The 22,383-nt window shown below is 41.0% G+C and carries 17 protein-coding genes and 1 pseudogene; 3 read left to right on the top strand and 15 right to left on the bottom strand.

All coding sequences use genetic code 11. The features are described 5' to 3' along the window. Positions 1–45: 45 nt before the first annotated feature. The 15 genes from BuS5_RS08130 to BuS5_RS08060 all read right to left on the bottom strand — a co-directional run bounded on the left by BuS5_RS08130 (position 46) and on the right by BuS5_RS08060 (position 18,311). The gene (locus tag BuS5_RS08130; protein WP_419836696.1) at positions 46–2,136 is read right to left on the bottom strand and encodes a TonB-dependent receptor, FCYXU motif-type; all 2,091 of its coding nucleotides are present in this window, start codon (positions 2,134–2,136) and stop codon (positions 46–48) included. A 265-nt stretch (positions 2,137–2,401) separates the two neighbouring features. Further along, positions 2,402–3,082, bottom strand: coding sequence for an energy transducer TonB family protein (locus BuS5_RS08125; protein WP_274428140.1), 681 nt, complete (start codon positions 3,080–3,082; stop codon positions 2,402–2,404). A gap of 36 nt (positions 3,083–3,118) precedes the next feature. Then, positions 3,119–3,493 carry a GxxExxY protein gene (locus BuS5_RS08120; RefSeq protein ID WP_027353674.1) on the bottom strand — a complete coding sequence of 125 codons (375 nt, stop codon included), beginning with the start codon at positions 3,491–3,493 and terminating at the stop codon, positions 3,119–3,121. Between the two features lie 93 nt (positions 3,494–3,586). Next, entirely contained in the window at positions 3,587–3,994 is a 408-nt protein-coding gene (locus tag BuS5_RS08115; protein WP_027353675.1) for an ExbD/TolR family protein, read from the bottom strand. Positions 3,995–4,003: 9 nt separating this feature from the next. Further along, positions 4,004–4,609 carry a MotA/TolQ/ExbB proton channel family protein gene (locus tag BuS5_RS08110; RefSeq protein ID WP_027353676.1) on the bottom strand — a complete coding sequence of 202 codons (606 nt, stop codon included), beginning with the start codon at positions 4,607–4,609 and terminating at the stop codon, positions 4,004–4,006. A gap of 201 nt (positions 4,610–4,810) precedes the next feature. After that, positions 4,811–6,520 carry a hypothetical protein gene (locus BuS5_RS08105; RefSeq protein ID WP_051374716.1) on the bottom strand — a complete coding sequence of 570 codons (1,710 nt, stop codon included), beginning with the start codon at positions 6,518–6,520 and terminating at the stop codon, positions 4,811–4,813. A gap of 371 nt (positions 6,521–6,891) precedes the next feature. After that, positions 6,892–7,059, bottom strand: coding sequence for a hypothetical protein (locus BuS5_RS08100; protein WP_198012229.1), 168 nt, complete (start codon positions 7,057–7,059; stop codon positions 6,892–6,894). Between the two features lie 519 nt (positions 7,060–7,578). Further along, positions 7,579–9,159, bottom strand: coding sequence for an AAA family ATPase (locus BuS5_RS08095; protein WP_027353678.1), 1,581 nt, complete (start codon positions 9,157–9,159; stop codon positions 7,579–7,581). Positions 9,160–9,592: 433 nt separating this feature from the next. Beyond that, the gene (locus BuS5_RS08090) at positions 9,593–10,294 is read right to left on the bottom strand and encodes an ABC transporter ATP-binding protein (RefSeq protein WP_051374717.1); all 702 of its coding nucleotides are present in this window, start codon (positions 10,292–10,294) and stop codon (positions 9,593–9,595) included. Then, positions 10,284–12,119, bottom strand: a complete 1,836-nt coding sequence (locus BuS5_RS08085; protein WP_198012230.1) for a dipeptide/oligopeptide/nickel ABC transporter permease/ATP-binding protein — start codon at positions 12,117–12,119, stop codon at positions 10,284–10,286. Before BuS5_RS08085 ends, BuS5_RS08090 begins: the two co-directional genes overlap by 11 nt. After that, complete coding sequence (locus tag BuS5_RS08080; RefSeq protein ID WP_027353679.1) at positions 12,112–13,083, bottom strand: ABC transporter permease; 972 nt, start codon at positions 13,081–13,083, stop codon at positions 12,112–12,114. Before BuS5_RS08080 ends, BuS5_RS08085 begins: the two co-directional genes overlap by 8 nt. Then, positions 13,080–14,597 (bottom strand): ABC transporter substrate-binding protein, encoded by a 1,518-nt coding sequence (locus BuS5_RS08075; protein WP_274428139.1) that lies wholly within the window; start codon positions 14,595–14,597, stop codon positions 13,080–13,082. The genes BuS5_RS08080 and BuS5_RS08075 overlap by 4 nt, the downstream gene beginning before the upstream one ends. A 153-nt stretch (positions 14,598–14,750) precedes the next feature. Continuing rightward, positions 14,751–15,674, bottom strand: a complete 924-nt coding sequence (locus BuS5_RS08070; RefSeq protein WP_027353681.1) for a TonB-dependent receptor — start codon at positions 15,672–15,674, stop codon at positions 14,751–14,753. Between the two features lie 51 nt (positions 15,675–15,725). Beyond that, on the bottom strand, positions 15,726–17,138 hold the full coding sequence (locus tag BuS5_RS08065; protein WP_274427895.1) for a transposase: 1,413 nt from the start codon (positions 17,136–17,138) through the stop codon (positions 15,726–15,728). A gap of 90 nt (positions 17,139–17,228) precedes the next feature. After that, positions 17,229–18,311, bottom strand: a complete 1,083-nt coding sequence (locus BuS5_RS08060) for a TonB-dependent receptor plug domain-containing protein (protein ID WP_027355053.1) — start codon at positions 18,309–18,311, stop codon at positions 17,229–17,231. Between the two features lie 640 nt (positions 18,312–18,951). Between BuS5_RS08060 and BuS5_RS08055 the strand changes: the two genes are divergently transcribed. From BuS5_RS08055 to BuS5_RS08045, 3 genes and pseudogenes are all read left to right on the top strand, one after another. Beyond that, a complete protein-coding gene (locus BuS5_RS08055) occupies positions 18,952–20,547 on the top strand; it encodes an AAA-like domain-containing protein (protein WP_198012338.1) in 1,596 nt (531 codons plus the stop codon). Positions 20,548–20,665: 118 nt separating this feature from the next. Then, complete coding sequence (locus BuS5_RS08050; RefSeq protein WP_274427795.1) at positions 20,666–21,544, top strand: DUF4338 domain-containing protein; 879 nt, start codon at positions 20,666–20,668, stop codon at positions 21,542–21,544. Then, positions 21,534–22,367, top strand: a pseudogene (locus tag BuS5_RS08045) (IS66 family transposase); the annotation flags it as partial. The gene BuS5_RS08050 and the pseudogene BuS5_RS08045, both read left to right, overlap by 11 nt. Positions 22,368–22,383: the final 16 nt, after the last annotated feature.

Genomic DNA, 22,383 nt, shown 5'->3' with positions numbered 1-22,383 from the left:
CCTTTATGTAATTAAAATCGGTTTAGGGTTCGCTCAAAAAAATTCTTAAAAACTGAAACTTAAGGCAGCGCCGCAAATGCAGTCGGTCATCGGGTATCCGCGACTGTTTTCATACTCTTCATCAAAAAGGTTATTCACATAGACTTTTAGAACCGCATCTTTGATAAAACCGTACTTTTTGACAAGTGTCTGTTCTATGGCAAAATCGAATACGTGAGAGGCCGCCATCTGATTGTCGTAACAATCCCAGAAATCTGAGCCGGGTGGATTTTCCTCGCATACTTCAGCAATCTGTTCATCCTGAAATTTATAATCCAAAAGGAGCAGTGTTTTTTCAAAAAGATTATACCGAAGCCCTGCATTAACCCTGTTTTTGGCCCGATCTCCCAGTTTTTCACCCGCAACCCCCGCAGGTCCCGTACTTGGGCCTCTATATCTCCAATAATTATAAGCATAACTGACATAGAACGAGAGTGGATCGATAATATGTCCATTCAGTTCCACCTCAACGCCTTCCTTGATAACTTTATCAAGATTGATCTTTCTGCGGCCCCAGGGAGAATTTTTGTAATAGTCGCTGCTTCCGTCAGCAGAAACCACGTAATCTTTTATTTCATAATGGGAATAATCGACCTTCAAGCTGATGTCTTTCCAGATTCTTCTTGTAAGCACTAAATCATATCCAATGCCGTGTATGGAATCGACCTCGACCCCTGATCCCCAACTTCAGATCTGGCAATAGGACTTTGGAGTCCATATCCTGCTGACACCTGCGGATATGGAAGTATCTCTTAATAGATCAGATAAATCATCAAGTTCATATGTAAGAAAAGATTTTGGGACAAATTGATGATAACCTTTTCTTATTTCGTCTTTTTGTATTGCCGGATTGCAGTACTTACCTGTTTTATAATTTTTATTGTTCCACCAGATGTTGATATCCTCATACCTGAGACCGGCGGTCAGGGTAAGCCTCGGTATGATATTCCATCTGTCCTGGATGAATCCTGCATAACTTTCATCCATTTTTTCCCATCCATAGCGAAGCTGCATAAAGTCAAATCCCACAGTTACTAGATGATCTTCGAAAAGCCGGAACTCATTTTGAATATTTGTGCCGTATGAATTCCATTCCGTTTTATAGCGCCATTTCTCCCCTTGCTCGTAATGATATATCTGATCCTCATGACTATAATATGCTCCTATCTTCCATTCGCCGATAGTGGTGGGCTGCTTAATGTTTAATCGAAAAGAATACGGTTCTTTATCGCGCCGGGGTTCATCCAGTGGATTGGAGCCGGATTCGGTTCTGGGATAACTTCCGTCATAATAGTCTTTGTATTTTCCTTTTGGATCGTTATTTATTGGTCGTTCACGTTTTGCGTCCTGATAAGTTACATTCAGACTGATGTATCCATCAGAAGGAAGAATATAACCAAACCGTCCGGATACTGTATCTATATCAGCTCTGTTGTTCCTGAGATAACCATTGGTACGATACTTTTCATATGAAAAATCATAAATAAATGAGTCTGCCCCGCCATCTACATTAAATCGGTGGGTCTGGGTGTTATATGAGCGATAGCTTGTCATCACCTTAAAATTCGGTTTCAATGTTTCACATCTTTTCGGGGTCCTGGTTTTTATGTTAAGCACCCCTCCGAGAGCCCTGCTTGAATAGAGCGCTGAATGAGGCCCGGAAATTATCTCGACACTCTCTATCTGTCCGAACGGGATAGTGGAGAAATCTACAAAATGTCCGCCCTTATATCCGCCGACTTTTTCAACGGATAAACCATCCGTAGCAGTCACAAAGCCGCGAGTGTCAAATCCCCGCATATAGACATTGTCGTTTGTTTCAACCAGATCGCTGCTTCCGCGAAAATCTATTATGGCCCGGTCTTTTAAGATATCGACGATATTTTGCGGAGTGCCGGGTGTTTTGTACTTTTCCACATGTACAATTGTGCTTTGGGGTGTTATTGTAATACCCTCCTTTTCTCCCGGCGCTGTTACGGTTATCTGTTCGAGCCTGACCGCCTTTTTTTCTTCCTGGGCATGGGTTAGGCATGGAATGAGAACAGTTATGAATAAAATAGCTAAATATGGATATCCGATCTTAAGTCTCTTCTTCATGGTTAAGTTTTGTCTCCTTTGACAATGAACTAAAAGGTTAAATATTAAAGGAGATCGCCCTAAAGGTAGTAAACGGAATGGATCTGAATTGACGAGGAAATACTTCGGTGGTATAAAGATGACCGAAGCATTCCTCACCCCGAGGGAGAGCTTCACTCTGGAAGGTAGCCCGCAAACTCTGGCCGAGGGAAAGGCTGCCTTCCTTTTTCAAGATTTTGTAAAAATTATTTTTTTCTGTTCGCCTCCTTTCAACAATTTTTTTTCATTACGTCAACTCAAACAAAATGGTTATTTCAACATTAAGCGGCTCTTTAAACAGGTTCGGCGGCGGCCTTGGAAAGGGGGCCGCTTTTTTCACCGCATCCAGGGCCGCAGTGCCGAGGCTGCTGTGTCTTGCTTGTTTTACGATTTTTAAGGACGATATCTGTCCGTTTGCTGCGATCACAAACCGAATCATAACTCTTCCTTCAATATGTTTTGATTTGGCGGATTCAGGATATTTTTTGCAGCTTTCTATTTTAAGTCTCACCATGTCAAAATAGTCGTTTGATGTTACAAACTCCTCGGATCCGCCTGGATTCCAGCCGGGGTTCCAGTCTGAAATGCTGGGGCCGGCATTGTCGGGGATGTCGGGCGCGCTGATATTTTCCATGAGCGTATTTACAAGGCTGTTTTTAACCGGATCGATTTTTATGCGTGGAACAAGCCGCTTTTGAATGCTCAGCTTTTTAACATTCCTGACTTTCGGGGCATGATGCCTTATCCTGGGTCTTGGGATTGCTCTGCTGAACGGTTTTGAAATATCGCGCATTGCCAGTTCTATACAGGTTAGAGCGTTGGATCGATATATCCCGGCAATATGCATGAACAGCGCTATATGAATAACCAGGGAGATGCCGATCATGGACTGCATTAGCCTGTTGGTTTTTTTTTTGTTTTTAGACACGGATTTCATTTTTTTTAGACGCGGATTACACGGATTTCACAGATTCCTTTTACTAAATACTTTTCGCTTTACTTTGACTGAATGGCCGAAATTGATTAACAGGCCAACTTCAATGTCTGTGGCCTTTAAATAGTTTACAAGTTGGACTTCATGAATTTCGGATAGTTGTTTAACCGCTTTCAATTCGAGAATAACCTTACCTTCAACAATAATATCCGATACATATTGACCAACGATTTTATCCTCATAATATACGCTTATGGGAAACTCGGTCCCAATATCCAGTCCCGTTTTTTTCAATTCGATCGCCAATGCATTTTGATATACCTTTTCAAGAAAGCCGAATCCAAGGGCATTGTGGACTGTATATGCCGCTTTGATTATTTTTTCAGTAAGTTCGGAATATTTCATTGGATCTCCTGCTATTTTTTAGTTTTTAGACACGGATTACACGGATTATAATATTTTTTTCTTAAAAATCCGTGAAATCCGTGTCTAAAAAAATTAAAAATCCTTTTCAGTAGCCAAACACAATCTTGCAGCGCCGGCAGCCTTGGCAAGATCCATAACCTTGACCGCCTTGTTTAATACCACCGACCGGTCAGCCTTCACCACCACCAGCCGGTCTTGCTGCCCGCCGATCATTTCCTTCAGCCTTTTAAATAGCATCTCCTGCGGAACCTCTTTGTTCTCTAAAAAAGCGCGTCCTTCCCGATCCACATAAACCGTAATCTCCTGCTGCGTCTGTGGCGCGGCGGCCTTTGCCTGGGGAAGTTTGATCTTGATGCCCTCATCCACCATAAAGCTGGTTGTCAGCAAAAAATAGATAAGCAGCATAAAAACAATATCTATCAAAGAAGTAAGCGGAGCCTGCATCTGATAGCGGTCCCTTTTTTTTCTGTGAACCAGCATTCCGGCCTCCTATTTCCTTGTAATGGCTTTCATAAAGACTACAGAACCGTTTTGCAGCCTGGCCTCATATTTATCAACTCTGGCCGTAAGATAACTGTGAGCCACCATGACCGGCAAAGCCACGGCAAGACCGAGAGCGGTGGTAAGCATGGCCTCCCAGATGCCGCCTGCCAAAACCGCCGCATTGACCTTGCCGCCCATTTGCTGGATCACCATAAAGGCCTTGATCATTCCGATGACGGTCCCGAGCAGACCTAAAAGCGGCGCGATATTGCCGATTGTGGCAAGGGCCTGAATACCTGATGAAAGACTTCTCACTTCCTCATCGGTTGTATTAACAATCACCGTTTCCAGCATTTCACGATCAAGATTCCCGGCGTCAATAGCCTGAACAAGTATACGCCCCATTGGAGAATCGCTTTCCCCGGCAGATTTCAGCGCCTCCTGTTCACTCCCGTTTAGAAGCAGCCCGGCAACTTTTTCCGCAAGGCCCGCGCCCCGGCTTCGCATCCTTGCAAAACGGATTATCCGCTCGGAAAATATGGCCAGGGCCAGAACCGAACAGAACAGAATCGGAACCACAAGCGCTCCGCCTTTTGATAAAAACTCAAACATATGAACTTTCCTTTTTTAGTTTTCAGACACGGATTTCACGGATTTAGGAAAAATATTATAATCCGTGTAATCCGCGCAATCCGTGTCTAATATAGACTTTAGGATAATGGTTTTGGGAAGGCCAGAGGGAGGAAGGCGTATTGTAATACCCCGACGACCGATAACGCACCCAAAATCTTTATATTAAAGTCTATAAAAAAATTACTGATCAGTCATATCCGGCCGGCCGTCAAAATCAAGATCCTTTTTCCGGCTGACCAGAGCTTCCGCGTCATCATACTCTTCCCAAATATCCGGCTTACCGTCTCCGTTTGTATCCTCTTCGACCGATGTAAGCCTTCCCTGATCATAAAAATACCACGTATCTATCCGGCCATCGCCCTTATTATCCTTTTCCGCCCGCACCGGATTTTTCGAATCATCATAATACCAGACAATATTCAACCGGCCGGTATCTCCATCGTCTTCCTCGCTTTTAAAGAGTTTGCCGTCTTTGGTGTAATGCTCCTTTAAATTTAAACGGCCGTCTCCGTCTTCGTCGATCTCTTTCAGCCTTAAAACTCCATCCTTATAAAAAAAGCGGGCTTCAATATTGTTATCCCGGTTTGCATCCTGCTCCATCACCATAGACCATTCCGGGCGGTCAAACCACTCGGTTATCTCAAAATACCCGTTATGGTCGCTGTCTTTAACCAGTTTTTTCTTTAAACCTTTTTTAAAAAAGACCCTTAAATCGACAATGCCGTTTCCGTTCTCATCTTTTTCAAGTTTAATAATTTTATTATTCTTATAAAACTGCCATGTGTCGGTTTTACCGTTTAAGTCTGTGTCGCTCTCAACCCTTTGCTTTTCTTCTTTTTTGGTGAAAAATATTTTGACATCCGGCTTTTTGTCCCTGTTTTTATCTTCTGTTTGAAGATACAGCTTCCCGTTTTTAAAAAGCGAAACAGTCTCCAGGAAGCCGTCCCCGTCGGCATCATATTCCACCCGGGCAGGCGCTCCCTTTTTAAAAAACCTGATCCGGTCGATCTTTCCGGAATTCCTTGTGTCTTCTTTTATCTCTTTAACCAGGCCGGCCTGATCAAACCGGCTGAAATAATCAATTTTACCGTCAAAATTCGTATCCTTGTTCCGGGTAAAAGCTTGGCCTTGTTTAAAGGTTGTGAAGATGTCAAACTTTCCGTCAAGGTTTGAATCCTTTTCCTGATTGATCGGCCGGGAATCTTTAAAATTTGTGACGGAATCGATCAGCCCGTCAAGGTTGATATCCTTTTGCTGTTTTTTGATCTCGCCATTTTGATAAAAACGAAAGGTTTCCATTTTCCCGTCTATATCAAGGTCGTGGCTGCTTTTTTCCGGAAGCCCTTCCTGGTCATACATGACTATTCTTTCAAGCCTTCCGTCTTCATCAGCGTCCGTCTTTTGCTCTACCGGCTTGCCGTCTTTATATTTTAGCCAGACATTTACCTTTCCGTTTTCATCCGTATCCCTGGTGGAAGATGCAAGCTTCCCTTTTTCAAAATAATAAATAGTGTCAAAACCGCCGCTGTCTGTGGTATCCTTTTTGATCAAAAGTGGCTGTTCGTTTTCATCAAACAGGATGATCCGGCAGACTTTTTCCAACTCGTTAATTTTTTTTTGCCGGATCCTTTTTTCATCTTTAAAATAGTCAATACAGTCAATCTTCTGATCAAAATCAGTATCCCTTTCGAGCCGGATCAGTATTTCATCCTTATAATACTGAAAACGATCCATCAGGCCGTCATTATTGCTGTCGTTTTCAAGCCTTGCAATTTTGCCTTTGGCATCAAAAAACGCGATCCGGTCAATCTTCCCGTCACCGTCAGTATCCTTTTCAACCTGCTTTGCTTCTTTTGCAAAGGCGGTTGATAAAAAGAGACCGCCAATCACTATAAAGACAAAAAAAGATAAATAAAACCGTATGTTAAAAGCTTGTTTTAAAATATTATCCCTTCCTCCAAAAAAAAAGCCAGAAAAATTTTAAAGGCATTTGTGCCCTCTAAAACCTTCCTGGCTTTTTTATTTATATTTTACAGCTTATAAACTGATATGAGACTGCTAAAAAAAATTACTTTCGGCTGAATAAATTAAATACACCACTTCATATGGCTTTATCTATAATTTCGTATTATATATCTAAGTGTTATAATATAGCATATTAATATTTGTTTGTAAATAAGAATCTTTGACAAATTAATCCCGGTTAAACATATAAGCCCCCGGCGTCAATGCGCTTTTTCGACGTAATTAACTAAAAAAACTTATATTTCTGCTTTAAATTCTATTTTCTCGCTGCCAAATGTTGGCTCAATCACTTTCTGTACGCCATGTCCAGGATTGGCCTCTTTAAAAATATTTACCAATTGATATTTTGATAATATTTTTAGATCATTATTCAGACTTACAGGCGTGCGATTCATATCGGACATCAATTCAGAGAAAACAACCCTTCTTTTTTTGCGTAAATGTTGTATTTGACAATTTTTCCTTTTCCATTCTCCCAGGCCTCAATTTTGAGGAGACCGCCACCTCTTTTGGGATTAACGGGGAATTGCTCAGAAACAACTTTTTTAAATTTTATCTTCTTTCTTTTCCCCGTCCCTTTTCTATATCCTGAAAGGAAAGCATGTTTCAGTCGACATAATAGCCACCGTAAACACCTGCCCCGGAAAGAGGCCTTCCGTCAAGATTTACCATATACCTGTCTTCACTCAATCCTCGAATTTTTATCATATTTCGATCCGGTGTGCCGAGACTCGACCTGCTGATATCAATAAGGGAGAAAATTACTTGTAAATTTTTTTTATATGTAATAAATATATACAAATATTACAAAATTTCATAAATGAAATTCTTGTTTTTTGTGACAGAATTTCAGGAGTAAGGTACTAGTATTGCTCTCAAGAAACTGAGAAAACAAAGGGTCTATGTTTGACCCCATTTTGCCCTTACATCCCCCACACTTTTATCTTTCTTTGCCGGTATATTTCTTCTTGCTGAAATATCTTTTTATCCCAGGATTTTTTTTTGGTTCGATCAAAGATAATCAGATGTGCTTCATCTGTTCCGCATTTATCCATATATTTTGAGGTTTGGCTCAGGCCATCCTTAATAGTTTGTTCCATGGAGTCATACAGTATCTTTAATTCCAGCACAATCTCCTGTACACCGTCAGGATACGGCCAGATCACAAGCAGATCCGTTCTCATGCGTCCTATGCCGTATTCTCGTTCTACACGGCCTCCGCCATTAATAATTCTCTGAAGAAATGCCTGGAGCAAAAGTTGAGGCCCGGCTTCTTTGTAATCGAATCTCTCGACCCAGTGTTCTGAGTGCTTTCGAAAGAATTCCTGGAAAGCAGTTAAAAGCTTATCCATATTCAGACGACTGTCTTGAGAATAAATATACCATATTGGATCATGGCTGATAGTCAACTGTGTGCTGTAAGTCAGTTCTCTTGGTATAATCTCCTGATATATCCTGTTGGCAATCCGTATCTGCCCTTTTGTCCGAATCAGCCCCAGGTCGCGAACATAGTAAATATCATCCACTGGAATCTGCTCGGGCTGCTCACCACCTGCCAATATCGGCTCAATAACACGCCTTACACGCTCTTCCTCGAGTTTGTCTGCCAGTTGATCGATATGCGTATCTCTCCTCAGAATGATATTTTCTTTGGCTTTCCTGATCATATCTTTTGTAATCGGTCCGGTTCGATCCCGCCCGTCCTTCATATCAAAACAGACCTCATAGCCAAGTGCGTTTACTAACCATGGCTGCCCCTGTGTCAAGTCCCACACCAAATCCAGCGCTTTGTCTTCAAACACCTGACCGGTCTCCTTTGTATGCTGACTATAAAGGAGAGACACCTCTTTCCTGGAAAAATCTCCCAACATCAGGGATTTGGCTTTGATATTAAAGGCGCTTCCACCGGTAATAATCGCCTTTTCCTGTGTTGAGTGTATCCTGTAATCCCGCACATCCCTAACACCGCACAATACTATGCTTTGAGGAAAGGATGCAGGACGTTTGGAATATCCTGTTCGCAATTGTCGTAAAATCGAAATCAGGGTATCTCCTACAAGCGAATCTATTTCGTCTATGAGAATCACAAGCGGCAGTGAACTTTCCTTGGCCCAAAGGGATAGCATTTTGTTCAGGGCTCCATATTCACCACTTTTTTCCAATACCTGCAGCCAGTGGGATTCAGGAAAATCATCATTTAGAAAATAAATGGCGCTGGATGCCATTTCATCCAGGATTGCCCTCATGCCTTGCCGCACATCCTCTCTTGCAGCCTGGGCGGATTCTACATTAAAGTAGAGACATCGATATTGACTGCCGGCATTCAGATATTCCATCAACGCGAGCAGGCACGTTGTTTTACCGGTTTGTCTCGGAGCATGCAAAACAAAATACTTCTTCTGATTGATCAGAGAAAGTATTTCATCCAGATCAAATCTATCCAATGGAGATAAACAATAATGGTCTATAGAAACAACGGGTCCGGCAGTATTGAAAAAACGCATAGTGGTTTCCTTATTTTAATGTTTGGTTTTCTCTCATTGCTCCAGCGTAAAAACTTACATTTCGTCCTCGTTTTTTAGGGTTCGGCAAAAAACAAGAAGTTTATTGATTGAAAAGCCTAAAACTCAAAACTGCGGTTTTGCCACTTTAGCCATACCAATACCAAGGTCTCTTATCGCCCAATAGCATAGTAAACTTTTTGCTGCAACCCGTTTGCGCTCTTTGCATAAAACGAAGGGGTTTGCTTTGCAAACTCTACTTATACTCTACTTAGAGATGCGGAAAAAAATAATCACCCCAATTATCATCCCGTCTTCAGGCTGCTTTGATTCGATCCCAAATTCCAACATCTTGAAATAGCTCGCTATTCCTGCAACTTTTTTTACTTTTAGATCAAACAATCCTGACCTAAATCTGTGAGCCTGCTCGAGGAAGTTATTTCGTCCCCGTTCCTAAGTTATTTAATCCACGTGCCCTATCCAGTTCGTATATCCTTTTACAGAACAGTCTGACCAGATCCGGATCATGGCTGATAAAGAGGTAACTTACTCCTTTTTGCTTTTGGATTTTTTCCAGCAGCCTAATTATCTGGGCCTGGGTTATATTATCCAGCATGCTTGTAGGCTCATCCAGCACAATAATTGCGGGATTAAGGCTCATAACCCTGGAAATTGCGATTCTCTGGAGTTCTCCGCCGGAGAGTTGTGACGGGTATCGGTTTAAAATTTCGGTGTTAAGTCCCACGCGGGAAAGATGTTTTAAAATAATTTTTTCTGAAAATGGAATCCTGTGAATTTTAAAAGGCTCAAGAAAACTTTGTTTCATCTTCCATTTTGGATTAAAAGTGCTTTCCGGATGTTGAAAGACAACCTGGATTTGACGCCGGTACTCTTTTTTTTCCTCCTTTGTCAGGGAATCGATTTTTTTTCCTTTAAATAAAATTTGCCCTTTATCAGGTTTAATGAGCCCTGCCAGAATTAATCCCAGGGTTGTTTTTCCTGCGCCGCTTTCGCCCACAATTCCAGTTGTTTCACCTTTACGGAGAATAAGATTAATTTTTGATAGAACTACAGCCTGCTTTTTTTTCAGCCGGCCGGTCTTAAATCTCTTTTCCAGATTTTTGATTTCAAGGAGCATAAAGCCAGCACCTTACCTGATGGTCGCCAATTTTAAAAAAGGGAGGCTTTTTAAAGCATTTATCAAAAGCCTTGCCGCATTTTATACGAAAGTTGCACCCTTGTTCATTGCATCTGTTTTGCATTGGAGTAAATCCGGTTAAAACCTGTAAACCATGAGAGGGCATCGCTGCTATCATGGCCTGAGAAAAAGGATGGAGCGGGTTTAAAAAAAATGACTCTTTGGGAGCAGTTTCAACAAGTCTTGATGCATACATAACGGCAATACGATCAGCAAATTTTTCCGCAAACAAGAGGTCATGCGTAACCGCAAGAATGGTTTTTTGGTTTAAATTTAAAAAAATTTTTAAAATATCGTTACATTTATTCCTGTCAAGCCCTTTTGTCGGTTCGTCAGCCAGCAGCAGGTCCGCCTGACCTGCCAGGGCCATTGCGATCAATGCCCGCTGCTTCATCCCGCCGCTGTAATGATGCGGATAATCAAAGGCCCTTTTTTCGGCATTTTCAATCCCCATTTTATCCAAAAGAGCAACAGCTTTTTTAATGGCAGCTTTTTTTTTAAATCCCTGGCCAATCCTGAAAGGCTCGGCCACCTGGAATGCGATTTTTTGCACCGGGTTTAAGGCATTCCCAGTACCCTGGGGAATATACGCTATTTTGCGTCCCCGGACTTTGCGCATTTCTTCATCTGAAAAATTGAAAATATTTTTATTTTTAACCATAATTTTGCCTGAAACCCTTGCATCGGAAGGCAGCAGCCTGAGCAGGGCCAGAAGCAAAATACTTTTCCCGCTTCCCGTTTCTCCTATCAGGGCGATTTTTTCATTTTTCTTTATACCAAAATTAATATTATCAAGTACTTGTAATGTTGCGCCATCACTGTTTTGAAATTTAACATTAAGCTCCTTTACAAAAACCGGATTGTTTTTTTCCGAATCAATTTCGGGTTTGTTGCTTTTACTGATGAACTTGTTCAAACAACCGGATTGAGAAAAATAATGTTCATCATTTTTATGCAAAACAACATAACCTGAAAGCGTAAAACCCAGAACCGAAAGGCAGATACAAAAAATCGGGGGAAGATACCACCAAAAGCGCCCGCCTACCACACCGCCATTTGAAAAAGCATCATTTAACATCATTCCCCAGCTTTTATGAACAGGATCCCCCAGCCCCAGAAAACTTATGCCGGCCTCGGTTAACATGGCGCCGGCAACAGCGAGGGAACCTTTGGCAAATAGGATTTCCAGGGTGTTTGGAAGGATATGCTTAAACATTATGGAAAAATTTCCGGCGCCCAGGCTTTTTGCGCTCATGACAAAGGCTGCTTCGCGTACTTGGAGTACGCGCGCCCTGACTACCCTGGCTGTAGCAGGCCATGACAAAAGAGAAATAACAATAATAATTTTTCCAATTCCAGGTCCAATATAAGCGGACAGGATAATAATAAGGGGCAGACCCGGGATAAGAAGGAATATATCTGTAATACGCATAAGAATATCGTCTATGATTTTTCGGAAAAATCCTGAAACTATGCCGATAAAACCGCCAATAAGCGTAGCGAGAATTGCCGCTGCCAGACCGATAAGCAGGGATACCCTTGCGCCGAATATCAGTTCGCTGAAAATATCCTGCCCAATATCGTTTGTCCCTAAAAAATGGGTGTTTCCCGGAGAAAGAACAGGAGAAAGAAAAGAATCATTCAAGGTTTTTAAATCAAAAGGAGCAATCCATGGCGCGAAAATGGCCATTATAAAAAAAGAGAATAGTATAAACGGACCTATCATTCCTTTTAAATTTTTGTGAAGCCGGATTTTATTAAGCATTGTTAAGCGCTCCATCCCTGATTCTTGGATCAACAACGGCATTAAAAAGATCGGCAGCGGCATTTGCCAGAATTACACAAAGAGTGAGGATAAGAAGGGAACCGGAAAGTAGCGGATAGTCACGGGAAAGAAGGGCATCATATATGAGTGTGCCCATCCCCTGCCATGAAAATAGAATCTCGACAAGAAGCGCGCCTCCTGCCATAAAACCGAAATTTAAAGCAATGACCGCTGCGTATGACGGTAAAGCATTTTTTAAAACATGATAAAACAATATATGTCTTTCTTTTAATCCCTTTGAAACTGCGGTTAATATATAATTTTCTGTTTTAACCTGCATCACGGCGCTGCGCATTATCGGATAATTATAAGCAGTATTATGGCATACCAAGACTGCCAGAGGCAGGGCCAGGTAACGCAGGGTATCTGCAAGATTATGCCCGGCCATACCCCCCAAGGGGAAAAAACCGGCATAAAAACTGAATATAAGCAGAAATAAAAGTCCAACCCCATAACTGGGCATTGCATAAATAACAAGAAAAAGCGGTGTTAATATGCGGTCTGTTTTTTGACCGGATCTCCAGCCGGACACAGCGCCCAGCCATGCGCCGAGGAGAGTGGAGATACAGATTGAAGGAATCAGCAAAATCAGTGTCCATTTCAGTCTAAAGAGAATCACCTGGAATACCGGCCTGCTGTAATGGTATGACCAGCCTAAATCGGCTTGCAAGGTATTTGCAAGAAAAGTTGTATATTGTTTAAATAAGGAACCTTCTAATCCGTATTTGGTTTTTAATTTTTCCATTTCCTGCGGGGTTTGATTATTGATACGCAGATAACCCTCTTCACCGAGAAGATGAACCAGGGGATCTCCGGGCATCAGGTGGATAAGGAAAAAATTCAAAGTTATGACGCAGATAAAGGCGAAAAAATATTGAGATAATTTGTATGAAAAAGATTTCACTCAGTTTTTGAATCCTTTGATTTTGATGAAAGCGACGGTTCTAATGAGTTCCAGGAAAACCGGTTTGCCAGACCGCCTTCCAGTTGATTTATTTTAAAGCCTTGCCGGTTTTCATGGAAAGGATAGATGTTTTTGCTCCAGCAGAGGGGAATGGCAGGCAGATGCCGCGCATAATAGCTTTGCAGGTCATGGTATAGTTGTTCTAAAATTAAAGTATCGGTTGTCGATAATATTTGATCACATAAAAACAGAAAATCCGGATCACTTATATTCCCTATCACACCGCCTCCTTTTCTGCGGGAATCAAAATATCCACTGGAATATCCGGCATGCATCATCATCCCCCATGGTGTAGTCCTGAACAAAACCAGATCATATTTGTCTTGATCAAGAAAATTTATCCATGTGGATAAATCCACGTATTGGACAGCAATATGCAGGCCTACAGCTTCAAGATCGTGGGTCAGCAGCTTTACAAGCTGGTTGTTTCCGGGCAAATTTCCCCTGACCAAAAGATCCAGGGAGATTTTATTGCCACCGGTAAATTCCAGGATTCCATCGCCGTCACGATCTTTAAACCCGCAAGATTCAAGAAGTTTCCTGCTTTTTCCAGGGGTATAGGTTAAGTCAGAAAAATTTTTGTGAAAAGGAAATGCCGGGGGAACAAAACCGGGTCCGGGAAGATAACCATTTCCTCTTAAAAAGCATTGGGTAATCCTTTCATAGTTTATGGCAAGGGAGATGGCTTTGCGGACATCTATCATGTCAAATGGCGTATGCTTCAGATTAAAGCCGAGGGCTGCGGGAACGCCGAGAGCATCAGCCTCAAGCATCTTGAGGCCGTTGGTTTTCTCAAGCTGCTTGATATATTGCAGGGGATAACCGGAAGCATATTTATAAAAAAAATCAACCTTATTTTTGATAAGCGCCATGGTTAATATATCCATGTTTTGGTACAGGTGAAATTCTATCCGGCCGATTTTTGGTATTACGCCGTGATAATCATTATTTACATCAAAAAAAATCCTTCCGGCTTCCCTGTTAAAAGAATTAAAAATATAAGGGCCGCAGCCGATGGTCATTCCATCAGCCGCGGCTTTTTGAGGATCATTTATTTTTTCCCATATATGTTTTGGCAGAATACGGACTATAAAACCGGCATTAATCAAAAAGCGGCTATACGGTTTTTTAAGCCTGAAAATTATTTCACTGCCGTTAATACGTATATCTTCTATCAGATCCGCGGCCCAGCCCGATGTTATGTTATGTCCGGCAAGATAATTAAATGTAAATTTAACGTCTTCGGCTGTAACCGGATACCCGTCATGCCATCTTGCATCGGAAACCAGCCTGAATTTCCATATCTTCCCATCTTTACTGCAAGACCAGGTTTCAGCAAGCTGTGGAACCACATCAAGATCCGGCCCAAAGCGGACAAGCGTGTCATGAGTCATCAGCATTGCCAATATATTATAATAATAATCGGCAAGCGGATTGATTTCTTTTATCTTCATGAAGGCTCCGATCCTGAGCCGGTCTGTTTCAGGCGAAGAAACATCTTCTTTTTTTGAATCTGAACAACCTGAAACAAAGCATGCATAAAGCAACAGGATAAATGCAACGATGTATCTGCAAAAATAATTAAAATATTTACAGTTTTTCATATTTTAAAAAGTAATTTTTACCTCGCCGAAAAATACTGTTCCGGGATCTTCATATATATATAAAGTCCTGTAGTTTTCATCAAAAATATTATCTATACTAAGCGAAAGATCTATGTTTTTCAGATACCCTTTTGAAATCGGGAAATGTTTGACAGCTTTAAGATCCATAACAAAAGACTCTTCCATATACCTTTTTTCTCCTGTGGATGTATATTTTGTATTGTCGTTATTGGTATATTGGTCATCTATATATCTTCCGAATATACTTATGGTAAAATTATCTTTCCGGTCATAAGTAATACCCAGGTTGGCTTTATGCTCCGGGCTGAAAGAGAGCCGGTTATCTTTTTGGTCAGGATTCGATGAATTCTTGTCGATTCTGGCCGTGTTCCAGGTGTAATTTGCATTTATCAACCAGTTTTCAAGAATATGAAGAGCAAAATCAAGTTCAACACCGTAAGATTTTGCGCGGCCGATATTTTTATTAATCCAAATATTATCAGCATTAAACCAGGATACAATCTTGTCATCTGTGATGCTGTAATAACCTGTAATACTGGTTTGCAGGCTCTCTCCAAACCATTGTTCAACACCAAGTTCATACGATTCGGTCTCTTCCGGATCAAGATTCGGGTTTGCCTCCCTGGGATTTCCGCCTGAAGTTCGATCATCATAGAGTTGCGCGGATGACGGAGGCTTAAACCCGACGCTGTAATTCCCCCATATAGAGGTTTTATCAGTAAAATTATACCTTATGCCGAATTTCGGACTCCAGTTATCATCCGTCCTGTCCTTTGGATTCGGAGTATTAAAGTTGCTAAAATAATTGTCATAATTTTTCCAGTGATCATAACGAAGACCTGCGGTAATTATTAATTTTTCAACAGGTTTCCACACATCCTGCAGGTATCCTGCCTGGGTCTCCACTTTATATTTACTCGATGTTCAAGTTTTTGATGATGAACTTGCCAAAAGCACTTAGCAAGGACAATATTTACGTGATAGAGAAGGTGTTGGCCCCAATCTACCTATAGTTCTTCCGCTCATATGTTTTCCCGATGGCATAAGTCGGAAAACTTTTTTGATAACTTGGCCCATTTCTTTAAGTTTTTCACCGGGATCTTGTTGTTGCAGCAAAGATTTGACACATTCCATCAAAACATCCATTTGAGTTTTTCTTTGCAGACTTCCCACGGTAAACACGGGAGTTTTGTTCTCTATGCAGGCCTCCTGCTCAGGGTGAAGGAGGAGGCAATGGTCTAGCAACAGACTCAAGATCAGGCCTCGGCTTGATCCTTCTTCGTCATATTGTTTGGCCTCTTGTCCCCATCCTTCATAAAGCTTCCAGTCTTCAAAAAAAACCTCTACAAGCCATCTCAAAGAATATGCTTGAATAATGTCAACTGTGCGCCAACTCACATCAGTGGCAGCTAAGTAACGGTATTCATCTTCCCCTTCATATTTAAGAGCTATCACAAAAAGCACATTGCCATCGTGTGCATCAACCTTAAGGCGGGCACTGCTCACTGTTGCATTGACTTTTTCACCGCCTCGCACACGAATGGTGCAATTTACACCTTTGTTAATCATGTTGAAATAATCCGTAATTGTCTTTTTTTTACCTTTGTATCGTATATTTTGATTTGACTTTAATTGGCTGATAATTTGCACTCCTCCCAAAATATTAGAGGCTCCATTCATAAATTCTTTTGAACCGTATAAAGCGTCAGCCAATACACATTTAACAGTAATTTTAGGATAATATTTTTTAAAATTCTCAAGTAAGAGCAGGGCTAATTGAATTTTTTTCGGATACTCAGGGTTAAATGCTGGTTTGACAGGACGCTTACTCTTCGGGAGTCCCTTTTTTTTCAATCTCTCTTCTTCTTTTTTCCAGGCACTAACAACTGGATCAGGCATGTAAAACTTAAAACCAATAGGTACGGTTATAGAGTCTGTGACCAAAAGAAGCAAAACAACTGTTTGCCCATTAACATAACCTCCGCTTGCTTTGTGTTTTTGCTTATGAGCCTTGTATATTCGCTTTGTATTCTTAGAACGGGCACGATCAGACTCATCAAAAACAATTACACCATTTGTGATACCATATTTTTTCAAAATACGCCTGACGCTTCCAACAAGTAAATTGTCCCATGAAATCTTACCCTTACGAAACATCCAAGATAGAGCTGCTAATTTATAATTGCCCAGACTCGCCCGTTCAAATTTTGCCCAACATACAGCATTTACCATTAATATACCGGTAAGACAAAAGCTTAGCCATGCTTTCTGGGTAAATGTTAATCCCGCACCAGGTTTGTATTGCTCCAGGCTATTGTTGAGATCTTCAATGTACTGTTTGATAAATGGTGCAGATTCAGTTAATAGCATTATGAATGGACTCTTTCAAAATTATTAATATTTTTCAATGGCCGTGATTATACTCTCAAGCTTAAAATTTAGCTAATCATAAAAACTTGATCATCGAGATTTATTTTCCCGCCAGGGAGTCCCTGTATTCCAGTCAAAATAGTCCTGATCCGTTTTTTGCTTGTTATAAAAATAACCGCCTGTAAGTGTGTGCCCCCAGCCTACATCACCGGTTAACTGTAATTCTGCAGGCATTTCATAATAATCGGTATACCGTTTCCGGTTTTTGGCATAGTTGGTTCCACCCTTGTCATAAAGGTGCAGTAGATCATCATAACGGTATCCTATGGAACCTTTAAAATCAAACCGTTCACCTATGGCCTGATCATAAATGATGCTGGCAAAATGTCGGTCCCAGTCACCTCCGTGATTGGGGCGGCCTCGTGTATATTCATCATGAAAAAAATTATACAGAATCGATATTTTGGATATGTCGGTAAATCTATAATCCGTATTTATCGAAAAAGCATGCTTGTCATAATCGCAGGTATCTATCATATGGATACTCGAAATGATATTATTAGGCACAACCTTGTCACCATCGGAATCTTCATAAGATGCCGCAAGCGAATAACCGAATTTATCTGCACGCCCGCCAAAATAAGCATTTAACCGATACGTATCAAAGGTGCCGTAACCGGCGCTGACACTGTTTTCAAACTCATCTTTTCCTTCTTTTATTATAACATTGATAACGCCGCCGCTGGCATTAGCGCCGTAAAGGGCTGAAGCCGGGCCGCGAATTATTTCGATCCTTTCTATGTTTTCAGGCGGTATGGCCTGGGTGATTTCCCAGTTTGTAGGGATCCCGTTAACCAGGACAACCGTTGCTCCACTGCCGGCGCCACGGATATTGGGATAAGCGGGAAAAGGCCCGTATGCACGGCGCAAAGTAATGCCGGGAACCGAACGTACCACATCTCCTATATCCCCGTTGGGCATGTTTTGATTTTCGATTTCTTTTGATGTGATTACTGTAATGGAAGCCGGAACATCCTTTACAGAAGTCTTGTATTTGGTTGCAGTCACAACCACATCTTCCAGTTTTGTAATTTTTTCCTCTGCCCAGCTTAAAGGAAGCAGTAAAATAAGATTAAAAACGCTAAACAAACAAAAAGAACATAGAATTTTCATATTTGAATCCCCTTTTTTAAAAAAAAATATTTTAAAAACAGAGAAAACCTATCGAAGTTTTAGGCATTGCATCACTTTCTTGATTTTATCTTTACATTTTAGTAAAATAAAAAAGCATGGCGGAAAGTGGAATTCTCTGTCGTGTTCATGGAAGGCAGCCGGGAACCCTTGGCCGGGGGGGCTGCCTTCCTTTACTGCCGGTAAATTTGAGTGTTCACCTCTTTTTTTATGATTTTCCAACAAAAAAAGCCAAGAATGCAAAGTCGGATTTTATTCCGATCAAGCCTTCCTGACTTTTTTATTAAAATGAGTTTTTATATTTTTTTATACAAGCGCAGTTTCATACTGCGCATTTAAATTTAAACAATTCAAATGATAATTAGATAAAATTCATTTATTTGCCAATGCAAATAACTAATTCATTCAGGGTAAGGGCGCACTCACATCAGTAGTTGAGAAGGAAGTCAATACTCTTATAAACCCATTGCATCCTGACATCAAATTTGTAAATCTATCAAATATTGATAAATTTTCATTTGCCTCAAGACTTTTTAAACAACAATAACAGGTTGCTATAGATTGTCAGAAAATAGCCGAAAAGACAGGCGTTTTATTGGCCATGCAGGCGGTCGGAGAAAAAATGAATTATAAAAAACCGAAACGGTACTTTGAAAAGTCAGGTGTGGTTGATCCACGTGCATCCTATTATGTTCCACTGGAGAACGTTACCAATATGGATAATCAGGATATTAAAACCATGGTTGACCTGGGAAGGTACTTTTCCATATTTGCTCCCAGACAGAGCGGCAAGACCACATTTTTTGAGGATTTTTGCGATGAACTTGAAAAAGATACTACCTATGTGGCCATCCTTCTTAGTTTCCAGGATTACAAAAACATCAATCCAAAAAGATTTTATCAATTGATTCAAAAAGATATATATGAGCAACTGCTAAACAGGCTGGATCATGTGAATTGCTCTAAGCTTGATGCTGTGAAGGCATACCTGAATTCGCATAATATTTCCGACCATACCTGCTTTCGCGAATTATTTGAAGAGCTGAACTGCATGGTAAAATTGAAAAAAATAGTTATTTTTATAGACGAGTTTGACGGCATCCCCATAGGCGAATTGGAAAATTTTCTGACCACCCTAAGGAAACTTTATCAAAGATACAAAAAGCAGATCGACAAAGCTCTTTACTCCGTAGGACTAGTGGGCATACGCAATATCACCAAGTTGATTGTAGGGGGTGTTTCGCCTTTTAACATTGCCGATCAGGTAAAACTTCCACCCTTCACCCTAAAAAATGTCCGTGACCTTTATAACCAATACACGGAAGAAACAAACCAGCCATTTACTGAAGAAGCAGTAAAAAAAGTATTTGATGAGACAGCCGGCCAGCCATGGCTGGTGAACCGCATAGCCACTATTCTGACGATTAATATAAAACCCGAAACCACGAATCCGATCACCGCACAAGATGTAGAAAAGGGAATAAGACTTCTTCTTAAGGAAAGAAACAGCCACTTTGACAATCTTCTTGAAAAAGCAAAATTGTACAAAGAAACCTTTGTCAGGATTACATTCAACGGGGTGGACTATAATCCCGATGATAAAGATCAATCCTGGCTTGAACAATACGGTTTGATCAATGAAAAAAATGATAAGGCTGTTGTGGCCAACGCAATATATAAGAAACGATTCTTAAAGGCTTTTTTTCAGGAATCCGGGGCAACCGCAGATACTTCACTTAATGCCTATTTTACTTCTGATGGTTTTTTAAATATGGAAGCCATTCTTTCTGATTTTGAGGAATACATCATCCAGATCGGCGTAAACGCTTTTTACAAAAGCCAAAAGCCATATGAGAAAACAGGACAGTTTCTGCTCACCGCCTGGTTATATCAGTTTGTAGAGGGCAAAAAAGGAGAGCTTCGTTACGAGGTGCCAAGCGGACTGGGAAGAATGGATATTCTTTTGATCTACCATGGTCATAAATACATTATCGAAACCAAGATAAATCGTTCAAACCTTGATAAGACTGTTGAAAAAGCGATTGATCAGCTTTGCAGTAAATATCTTTTAACCGAACGAGCCAATGAGGGATATGCGGTAATTTTTGATCTTAAGACGATGGTGGGTGAGTTATGCACGCCGCAAAAACGCCTGGTAGAGGGAAAAGAGATATTGATTTTTAACATCGGGATAGGAAATGGGGGACATTATAAGTAAAAAATTTGGTAACCGTTCACGGGCAATAATCGTTTTGAGTTTAAAATTTAATATCTAACCGCAAATTTTTTTAAGAAAAATTTTGCGTTCCAGTGCCTGATGGTTTATAGTGTCAGGAATGGAATCAGTCATAACATATCGGAGGCGATCAGTCACCAGGCAAAATATAGCGACCGTCAGGCGGATTATTGAATCACATCCTGACAAAAGCAGACGCTTCATTTCTCAAGAAGTCTGCAGGGAATGGAACTGGAGACAGTCTAATGGTGTTCTTAAAGATATGATCTGCCGAAGCCTGCTGCTTCTTTTGGAATCAAAGGGTTTTATTAAACTGCCTGCCCGAAAATGTACCCCTCCCAACCCTCTTGCAAAGCGAAAAAAAACATCCTGGGTAATAGTCGATAAAACTCCTGTTCATTGTTCTGTCGAAGACCTGTTTCCTATAAAACTTGACCAGGTTCGCAGAACTTCTTTTGAGAAGATATTCAATGGTCTTGTAAGTGAGTACCATTATCTTGGTTATACTCAACCAGTTGGGGAGCATCTCAAATATATTGCATTTTCTCATAATCGCCCTATTGCGTGTTTGGCATGGGGGTCAGCGCCATGGTATATTGGAGCACGAGATCGTTTCATTGGCTGGAGCAAAAAGATTAGAGAGAACAATCTTCATCTAATCGCCAACAATCTCCGTTTTTTGATCCTGCCATGGGTTCAAGTCCCTTGTTTGGCATCATATTTATTGGCATTGAACCGTCATCGCTTGTTACAAGATTGGAAAACTTTATATCATCATCCGGTTTATCTGCTTGAAACCTTTGTTGACACAGAGCGCTACCGCGGTACCTGTTATAAAGCGGATAATTGGATCTGTGTGGGGCAGACAACCGGTCAGGGCAAGCTCAGCAAATCAAAGCAACCACTACTTTCCAAAAAGGCTGTTTATGTTTATCCCTTGACTAAAAACTTTCGCAGGGAGTTATGTCATGACGCATGATGAAGCATTGGCTTTGTATAATGCCGGGCTGAAAGTTACGGTCAAAATCCTGTGTGATTTAAGCAATACTATTGAATTTCAGGAAGAGCAGATAAAGGCTTTGGAGGTCAAGGTTGCCAAGCTTTCAAAAAACTCATCTAATTCCAGCAAACGCCCTTCTTCTGATGAGATCACAAAGCCAAAAAATCAAAAAGAAGGAAATCGTAAGATCGGAGGCCAACCCGGACATGAGAGGCATCTTCGTACTCCCTTCACCGAGGATGAGATAAACAAAACTCATCCATACATACTAACTGTTTGCCCTGTATGCGATGGGGAAGTTCATATAATTGATGCGCCTCCTCGTATTATCCAACAAATGGAACTGCCGGAGCTGCCGATAATCAAAGAAGAACATCGTTCGTATCCGGTATGGTGCGAGAAATGTCAGCAAATTCATTACATGCCTTTTCCTGCTAATATAGTCAAGGAAGGGCTCTTCAAAGAGCGCTTGACAGCCTTGGTTGCCTATATGAAAAATGTCTGTCATGCATCGTTTTCCACAATCAGAAAATTTATCCGAGACGTCCTTGGAGAAAATGTTTCCCGTGGATATCTGCGAAAAGTAATTGAAAAAGTAAGTCAGTCCCTGGAAGCGCCATACAGTGAATTGCTCAATCGTTTACCTTTCGAGGAAGCAGTAAATGTCGATGAAACCGGCCATAAGGAAAACAAAGACAAGTTTTGGACATGGGTTTTCAAGGCTGAAATGTATGTGCTGTTCAAAATCGACAAGTCCCGTGGATCAAAAATTTTAATTGATGTTTTGGGTAAAGAGTTCAACTCCAGGTAGGAGCATC

It is taken from the genome of Desulfosarcina sp. BuS5 (assembly GCF_028752835.1).
Lineage (GTDB): Bacteria > Desulfobacterota > Desulfobacteria > Desulfobacterales > BuS5 > BuS5.
This window is presented reverse-complemented; position numbering and strand designations above follow the sequence as displayed.